Source organism: Mycobacterium sp., from assembly GCF_032162605.1.
Classification (GTDB): domain Bacteria; phylum Actinomycetota; class Actinomycetes; order Mycobacteriales; family Mycobacteriaceae; genus Mycobacterium.
Genome location: NZ_JAVROT010000317.1, coordinates 1 through 3,055, shown reverse-complemented (window position 1 = coordinate 3,055; position 3,055 = coordinate 1). Strand labels below are relative to the sequence as shown.

At 65.7% G+C, this 3,055-nt stretch carries 3 protein-coding genes and 1 pseudogene; all 4 read right to left on the bottom strand.

Going from position 1 to position 3,055, the window contains the following annotated elements:
- A pseudogene (locus tag QOI01_RS18250) lies at positions 1 to 337 on the bottom strand (recombinase family protein); the annotation flags it as partial.
- An 18-nt stretch (positions 338 to 355) separates the two neighbouring features.
- Positions 356 to 1,102 (bottom strand): alpha/beta fold hydrolase, encoded by a 747-nt coding sequence (locus tag QOI01_RS18245; protein WP_526383363.1) that lies wholly within the window; start codon positions 1,100 to 1,102, stop codon positions 356 to 358.
- A 133-nt stretch (positions 1,103 to 1,235) separates the two neighbouring features.
- On the bottom strand, positions 1,236 to 2,627 hold the full coding sequence (locus tag QOI01_RS18240; protein WP_526383361.1) for an FAD-dependent oxidoreductase: 1,392 nt from the start codon (positions 2,625 to 2,627) through the stop codon (positions 1,236 to 1,238).
- A gap of 249 nt (positions 2,628 to 2,876) precedes the next feature.
- Positions 2,877 to 3,055, bottom strand: a 179-nt coding sequence (locus QOI01_RS18235) for a DUF742 domain-containing protein (protein ID WP_526383365.1), incomplete at its 5' end; no start/stop codon positions are given.

The window sequence follows — 3,055 nt, the reverse complement described above, 5'->3', positions numbered from 1 at the left end:
AACGCGGTAGACCGTCGCACGCGAGACACCTTGGAAGGGTCGAGAGCCTTCGGGCGACCGATGGAAGGTCCACGCGCCCGTCGCGCTGTTGTACTGCGTTCGCGACCAAGTTCCAGTTCAAGTGCGGCCAGTGAGGCGAGGACTCCGGCCACCATGCGACCTGACGCGTTCGATGTGTCGATGCCTTCATGCAGCGACCTCAGCACGATTCCACGCTCGTCAAGGTCGCGGATTGTGGTCATTACCTCGGCGGCGTTGCGGCCCAAACGGTCGATCCGACGATCACGATTGCGTCAACCTGCCGTACGTAGTCCAGGAGCGCGGCGAGGCCATGGCGGCAATTGTGCAAGCCGGTCTAGTCCAACGCTTCCCAGAAGCGAGCGAGGACTGCTGCCCCGCGAGCGGGGTCCTGCACCATCCACCAGTGTCCCAACCCGTTGAGCACCTCGGTGTGGGCGCCGGATCGTTCGGCCGCGCGTCGTCGGATTTCGTCGGAGCCGATGTATGGGTCTTCGGTGGCCAGTAGTGAAAGGCCCGGCCGGGCCCGAGCGTTCTCCAGCCCACGACCGGCCTCGGCCATCGCGGGTTGGCGCGCCGAGCGGTAAAGATCGAGGATGGCCCGACCCATCTCTGGGCCCTGGGAGGTAGCGATGGACGTCGCGATGTCGGTCGGTATGCCCAGCGCAAACATTTGAGTGGCGCGTTCTTCGATGGTGCCGCCCATCATGGTGTCGACCAGCTGCTCGCCCTCGCCGGATGTCTGCCAGACCTGGGCGAGGTCGTGCCACACGTAGTCGGGGTCGAACAATCCGAGCACATCGCTGGTCCAGCTGCGCACGAGGTCGGGGCGGTGCATGACGACGTTGACCACGTGGCCACCGCCCCAGTCGTGTCCCACGAGGTCGACCGGTTGGTCGATCGCCCCGAGCTCGTCTTCGAGCCAGTCCCGGTAGGCCAGGTAGGTAGCCGAGAAGCCGTCCGGCCGGGCGGCCCCGAATCCCGGTGGGGACAACCGCACCACATCGTCACGCCCGAGCGCATCGACGAGTGGGCCCCAGATCGCGTCGGTCTCCGGGTTGCCGTGCACCAAGACGATTGTCATGTCGGCATCCTCGCACCGCGTCGCCGCAAAGCGGGACTATTTCGCTAGCCCGATGGGAACGCTGCAGTGTGTACACAGGAACACGTCGCGCCGCGGTCACTTCGACGACGTGTCTGGTGTCGGCGTGCAGCCGTCATATGCCTGGCACGCCGGCTGGCTGGGGCGGCGAAACACGTTGGCGGCGACGCAGGTTGGCAGCCGCGACTCGGTAGAGAAACGACGGGTGGAGCATTCGGGTCGGCGAGTCGACCAGCCCCGTCACCTTGTACAACTGGGCACCCACCACCGGGTCGGACTCACATGCGGTCATCACCCACTCGACAAAACGGTTGGTCATCCGCATCGACGGCGTGCGTCGTCCTTGCACCTCCGGGAAAGCCAGATCAGAACCCGCTGCGAGCTGCCAGGCCACCCTGATCGACTTCGCCGCGGCGCGAAAGTAACGCCGCGGCAGGTCGCTGACCCCGCGGCGCAACGACTCTCGCAGTGCCACGGCGTCCAACGCCGCGACCGTCATGCCCTGCCCGTAGATCGGGTTGAAGCTGCAGATGGCGTCGCCGGTGACCAGGAGGCCGTCGGGGAATCGTCGCATCTTGTCGTAGCGTCGCCACTGACTGGACGGCATTCGGTGTCGAACCACCGGAGCGATTGGCTCACCGGCCCGCACTGCCGCCAGTAGGTGCGCCGGGGCGTAATCCTCGGCGAAGGACAACATTCCGGCCAGCTCGCGGGGCGGCTCGTGTCCGACCATCCCGAAGACCGTGAAGATCCATTGGTCGTGCTCATAGCCGGTGAGGAACATCCCGGTGGGCCGTCCCGGTGCGGGGCTGATGAGGGCCAGCATTTCCTCGAGGGTGCCCGGCGGTATTCGCAGCAGTTGGCTGACGTAGGTGGTGTGCATGGTGATGTGGTCCTCAACCGGTCGCTCATACCCGAGACCCTCCAGAAAGGCCGGTGTGTGCGCACCCCGCCCCATCGCGTCCACGACGAGATCGGCCATCAACTCTTGCTCGGTGCCGCCGTCGCTGCCGGTCACGCGCACGCCGGTTACGCGACTGCGATCCGGCGTCGATGTCAGCTGAGCCACGTCCTGGCCCTCCAGGATCGTCACGTTGTCGAACGCGTGCAGGCGGCGTCGCACATGGCACTCCAGGAGCGGCCTGCTCGCCATGTACATCGCGTTGGCCTTGGCATCGAGGGCTGCCAGGCCCGAACGTGGCATCTGGTGGCCGGCAAAAGACTGATACAACTTGGACACATCCCCGTCGTCCCAGACAGGCGCACCCCCGACGACCAACTCATCGAGAACCCCGGGAAAGGACTCCTCCAAGATGTGCGCACCACGCGGCAGCAGGGCGTGCACGTGCCGGCCCTGTGGCACGCCGCGCCGGTTGGCTGGATCGTCGGGCAGCACATCGCGCTCCACCACCGTCACGGTTCGGTAGGAGTCGGCGAGCACCCTGGCCGCCAGCAGTCCGCTCATGCTCGCGCCGAGAACGACAGCGTGCTCACCCCATACCGCCATGACGAACCCCCCCAGTTCGAAACTTGCCGATCAGCAGCTGAACCAGCAATGACGAGAAAGTAGCAGCCCGGGGACGGGAATTTCGAAGATCGGCCGATCTTGAAGCGGAGCGAGCCGGGTGTGCCCGCAGGTGGAGAGCCTCTTGAGGTTGCGCCCCACACTGGCAGGACCGGGCACAATGCCTGAACAGGCACGATAGGTCAGGATCCCGGCTGGCGCGGAGTCCAGCCGGGATCTCGGACGGCTACGTCAGAGTGCACGTAGGCCAACCAGGGTCCTTCTTATCAGTTCACGTCGTTCGTCGATTGTCATCGAGTCACCGAGGGGGGCACGCACCCGCAAATAACCCTGTGTCACCAGGTCGTCGACCAGGAACCGCGTCGCACCGAGCGGCAAGGACAGACGAGCGGCGATCTCTGCGACCGTGG

Bases quoted from the DNA above. Each gene is read 5' to 3' on its own strand.
- QOI01_RS18245 (WP_526383363.1), bottom strand. From the start codon at position 1,102: ATGACAATCGTCTTGGTGCACGGCAACCCGGAGACCGACGCGATCTGG.
- QOI01_RS18240 (WP_526383361.1), bottom strand. From the start codon at position 2,627: ATGGCGGTATGGGGTGAGCACGCTGTCGTTCTCGGCGCGAGCATGAGC.